This is a genomic window from Bacillus cereus group sp. BfR-BA-01331, assembly GCF_022663915.1.
In the GTDB taxonomy this organism is placed as follows: Bacteria; Bacillota; Bacilli; order Bacillales; family Bacillaceae_G; genus Bacillus_A; species Bacillus_A mycoides.
Genome location: NZ_JAKUGJ010000073.1, coordinates 1 through 4,469, shown reverse-complemented (window position 1 = coordinate 4,469; position 4,469 = coordinate 1). Strand labels below are relative to the sequence as shown.

Sequence of the window (4,469 nt, the reverse complement as noted above, 5' to 3'; positions counted from 1 at the left end):
AGTTTGTCTAGCATCTAAAAATAAAAATTGACGTTCACGTTGTTTGTTTCGTTCAGTTTTCAAAGAACTTGTCTGTCGCTCATTTGCGACTCCCTTATGTTAACATTTTCATATTTCAATGTCAACCAAGTTTTTTTATTTCTTTTGTCGCTTTCTGCATTGTTGCTATCGGCGACTTGTTCTATATTACACCTCTAAACTCTAATCGTCAACACCTTTTTACAAAGATATTTAATTTAATATGTTCACACCATTTTAGCTCTAAATCAGGCCCTATAAAGATTTCATTAAAATAGAAACCATCGTCTACTTTTCTTTATTAATCTATCCTTCTACAATTTAGAAACTTCTCTATTACAAAGGACTTGCTTCCCCCATCTTACCGAACTCATACGATTGATTCTTTTCAGCTAAACTGACAACCTTATTTTAATAATTAATAGTATATAAGTAGAAAGTTGCTTTATTTTTCATTACTGCTCCCTTTTCCCCTGTGTTTATCAAATTGTACTATCAATAACCATTCTATTAGAATCAGGTGACGATATGAAAGATATATGTATTCTTATAGCAGACGATGATAAAGAAATCCGTGATTTATTAAAAAGATATTTAGAACGAGAGTTATACATAGTAGATACTGCGTCTGCAATTATTTAATCAAAACAACTATAACCTCTTTATATTAGATCTTATGATGCCTAAAGTAGATGGGATCGAAGTATGGAGAAAGCTTAGAGATACAACTAACATTCCTATTATTAATGCTAACTGCTAAAGATCACGAAGTTGATAAAACTTTAGGCTTAAGCATCGGTGCTGATGATTATATTACGAAGCCTTTCAGTATTCACGAAGTGGTTGCAAGAGTAAAGGCTCTTATGCGACGTTTTTTATTTCTCGGAAGCAACACTAACTTACAAGAAAAAACAACTTTAACATTTAAGGGACTAACCATTGATTTAAAAAAACACACAAGTCCCTACGAACGGACAAGAGATTGCGTTAACCGAAAAAAAACTTAAACTAGTAAAGTTCTTCTCTTCCAACCCAGAGCAATTATTTACAAAAACAAAACTCTTCCGAAATGTGTGGGACGCTAATTATATAGCAGATGATAATACCGTTATGGTACATATTAGAAAACTTAACTGCAAGAGAGAACTTATTAATTAATGCAAAGATAATTGGAGTTCACAAAAGGAATGCAATTGAAGAAGCATTAGAAATTGTAGGCTTGCAGCACGAAACAAAAAAATTAGTAGGAAAATACTCTTTAGGAATGAAGCAACGCTTAGGAATTGCACGTGCTCTTCTCCATTATCCTGAACTACTCATACTAGATGAACCAACTAACGGACTAGATCCAATCGGTATTAAAGAAATGCGAAAACTCATTAAATCTTTAGCTCAAGACAGAAATATAACGATACTCATTTCTAGTCATATATTAGCTGAGGTGGAACAACTAGTCGATCGTATGGGAATTATTCATGAAGGAAGGTTATTAGAAGAAGTTTCTCTTGATACACTGCGTAAAGCCAATCGTAAGTACATAGAATTCCAGGTAAATAATGATAATAAAGCTGCGATGCTATTAGAAAATCATTTTCAAATTTTTGATTATGAGGTACATGATGAAGGAAATATTCGCGTTTACTCTCACTTTGGACAGCAAGGACACATCGACAGAACGTTAGTTCGTAACGATATTGAAGTATTAAAAATTGTGATGAGCGAAGATAGACTAGAAGATTATTTCACCAAACTAGTTGGGGGTGGCACAATTGGTTAATCTGCTTTATACAGAACTATTAAAATTGAAACGATCCAATATGTTTTTGATTAGTATTATCGGAGCAGGTGTCGCGCCATTTTTAGTGGTTGTAGCTTCTTATATACACCTGAAGACAAAGCAGCCTACTCCAACTATTTTATTTGGTCAACTGTTCACTGAAGTTAACCTATACACTACTTTAATTATAGGATTCCCCTTATATGGAGTTGTAATCGCTTATCTATTTACCCGTGAATACACGGAAGATACATTAAAAAACTTGCTAACTATCCCAGTATCACGTATTAACTTTATTATAAGTAAGTTTATCCTTCTATTCCTTTGGATCATGATGCTAACTTTAGTTGCTTGGGCGCTAACTTTATTATTAGGGCTAATAGGTAGCTTCCCTGGGTTTAGTATCACCTTACTTTTAGGCTCTCTCGTAAAATTTTTAATATGTGGTGGACTTCTCTTTCTTTTGTCTTCACCTATTGTACTACTAACTCTTGTAATGCAGACCTATGTACCGCCTATTATATTAAATCATTATTACAATGACTAACCTTATGATCGTAAATTCAAAACATAAAGACCTATTCCCATGGACCGCTACTCTAGATATAGCAAATAACGAATTACAAGCCACATATTATTAAACCGATATTCAAGGAATATCGGTTTTTTATCTATTTCACCTCTAGTATTACTCAATTCAATATGGCATAGCGGGTAATAGATTAATATTAATAATCAGAATATTCTTCACTAACAATCAACACTTCATTAAAATCTGTAACGTTAAAAGCTATATTTGAAATCCGAACCTAGTAATAGCATTTCTTCTTTAAACACATATACTGAATTAAAAATAAATACCTCAATTGATTGAATATGCCCGTTACACCACTACAGAACAAACGTTCTATACCGCTACTTCCTTGTATTTAAGTAATCGTACTATATTTCACTTGCACTTATCTTCTCTACGAAAGACTCCCAATTATAAGATTTAAGGAGGTTTCATCCTATGTCTATATACACAATTAGAAAAGCAGATCGAATTGCTAACAAATCATTTAGTTTCATTTAATAGTATTAACAGCACCATCGGCGAAGTCGGTATTATAGATGAACTATATGGTATCTTAAAAAGCTTCCCTTATTTTCGAGTATGTATGGATTCAATATGTCCCTCATGATCCAATAGGGGAGAAAAATGCATTTGCGTTTGTAAAAGGGACACATGATTCAACTTCTACTATTATCTATCCTTCTCATTTAGATACGGTTGGCATTGAAGACTTCGAATCGTTAAAAGAATATGCTTTCTCTCCTGAAACACTCGAACAATATTTTCAAACCGATGCAAAACCTGGAGAGTGGCTGTTCAGCCGTGGTTCTCTTGATATGAAAAGCGGCGCTGCCATTCATCTAGCCAATATACTATACTTCTCAGAACATGTGCATTTATTTGAAGGAAATTTACTTCTCTTATTCAATGAAGATGAAGAAGGGGAACATCGTGGAATTATCTCTGCCTTAACCGAACTCGAAAGACTGAAGCAAGAAAAACAATTACAGTATCGTTTGGCTTTAACAATGATTTTATAATACCTTTATATGATGGAGATACTCCGCGCTACATTTATACAGGAACTTCAGGTAAACTTCTTCCTTGTTTCTATATTTATTGAAGAGAAGTACATGTAGGTGATACATTGTCTGGCATTGATCCTAATTTTATTGCAGCCCAAATCACAAATAGACTACATAACAACTATATCCATTACCATACGAAACAATCCACAAATTAAACATCCCATCTATTTATATGGGCGTCTACGGGAAAGATGGCCATAAATGGACAGAACGTGTTTACAAACTCTATTCGTTCAGCGTATTATCTTTATTAATCCGTAATACAACAATACAAATTTTAAATGACTACAAAGCTATTACAAATAGGAAAATTGCCCAGGGATTATAAAGAAAGTGAACTTTAACTAAAGTGAGGTAAATATACAAATGAATCCATTAGCACAATCATATTGGGATACTTATTGGGGAAACAATAAAAAACCAGAATCTGTTACAGCTTGGCAATTTGGTGATTCTCCTGATTATCTCGCTCAATTAGTCATTGATGGTGTGAAAACCGCAACATGCTCGGGCCATATTTTTTATGAATTAGAAAATGAACCACTACCAACAACTAACGATTATAGTATTGTACTCAATAGTCGGGATGAACCTGTAGCTATTATTAAGACAATAGAAGTAACTATAATGCCAATGAATGAAGTGATTGAAGAATTTGCTATAGCTGAGGGTGAAGGCGATCTTACTTATAATTACTGGAGAGACACCCATATAGAGTTCTTTACAAAGGAACTAAGCGAACTTGGTCTTAGTTTTTCTGAAGATATGCTGCTCGTTTGCGAACGTTTTAAGCTTATCGATGTAAAAAACAAAGTGAAGCTATGATAAATAACGATTTTACCGGAAGTCCATACTAGATAAATACATTTATCTTTAAACAAATAAGCTTGTTATCAATGGATTTCTTGAGCCATTAATAACAAGCTTATTTCATTAAACACAAAAAAGACGAGTCATTCTGACTCGTCTTAAAGTTGCTTGGCGACGTCCTACTCTCACAGGGACAAGGTCCCAACTACCATCGGCGCTA

At 33.7% G+C, this 4,469-nt stretch carries 1 protein-coding gene and 4 pseudogenes; all 5 read left to right on the top strand.

Features of this window, described 5'->3' with window-relative positions:
* Positions 1 to 546: 546 nt before the first annotated feature.
* A pseudogene (locus tag MR155_RS32140) lies at positions 547 to 1,167 on the top strand (response regulator transcription factor); the annotation flags it as partial.
* Positions 1,142 to 1,795: pseudogene (locus tag MR155_RS30595) on the top strand (ATP-binding cassette domain-containing protein); the annotation flags it as partial. The pseudogenes MR155_RS32140 and MR155_RS30595, both read left to right, overlap by 26 nt.
* A pseudogene (locus tag MR155_RS30590) lies at positions 1,788 to 2,430 on the top strand (ABC transporter permease); the annotation flags it as partial. The pseudogenes MR155_RS30595 and MR155_RS30590, both read left to right, overlap by 8 nt.
* A gap of 372 nt (positions 2,431 to 2,802) precedes the next feature.
* A pseudogene (locus tag MR155_RS30585) lies at positions 2,803 to 3,579 on the top strand (M20/M25/M40 family metallo-hydrolase); the annotation flags it as partial.
* 226 nt (positions 3,580 to 3,805) lie between these two features.
* On the top strand, positions 3,806 to 4,264 hold the full coding sequence (locus MR155_RS30580; protein WP_242312051.1) for an ASCH domain-containing protein: 459 nt from the start codon (positions 3,806 to 3,808) through the stop codon (positions 4,262 to 4,264).
* Positions 4,265 to 4,469 lie beyond the last annotated feature (205 nt).

Coding starts and splice junctions, on each gene's coding strand:
- MR155_RS30580 (WP_242312051.1), top strand. CDS start 3,806: ATGAATCCATTAGCACAATCATATTGGGATACTTATTGGGGAAACAAT.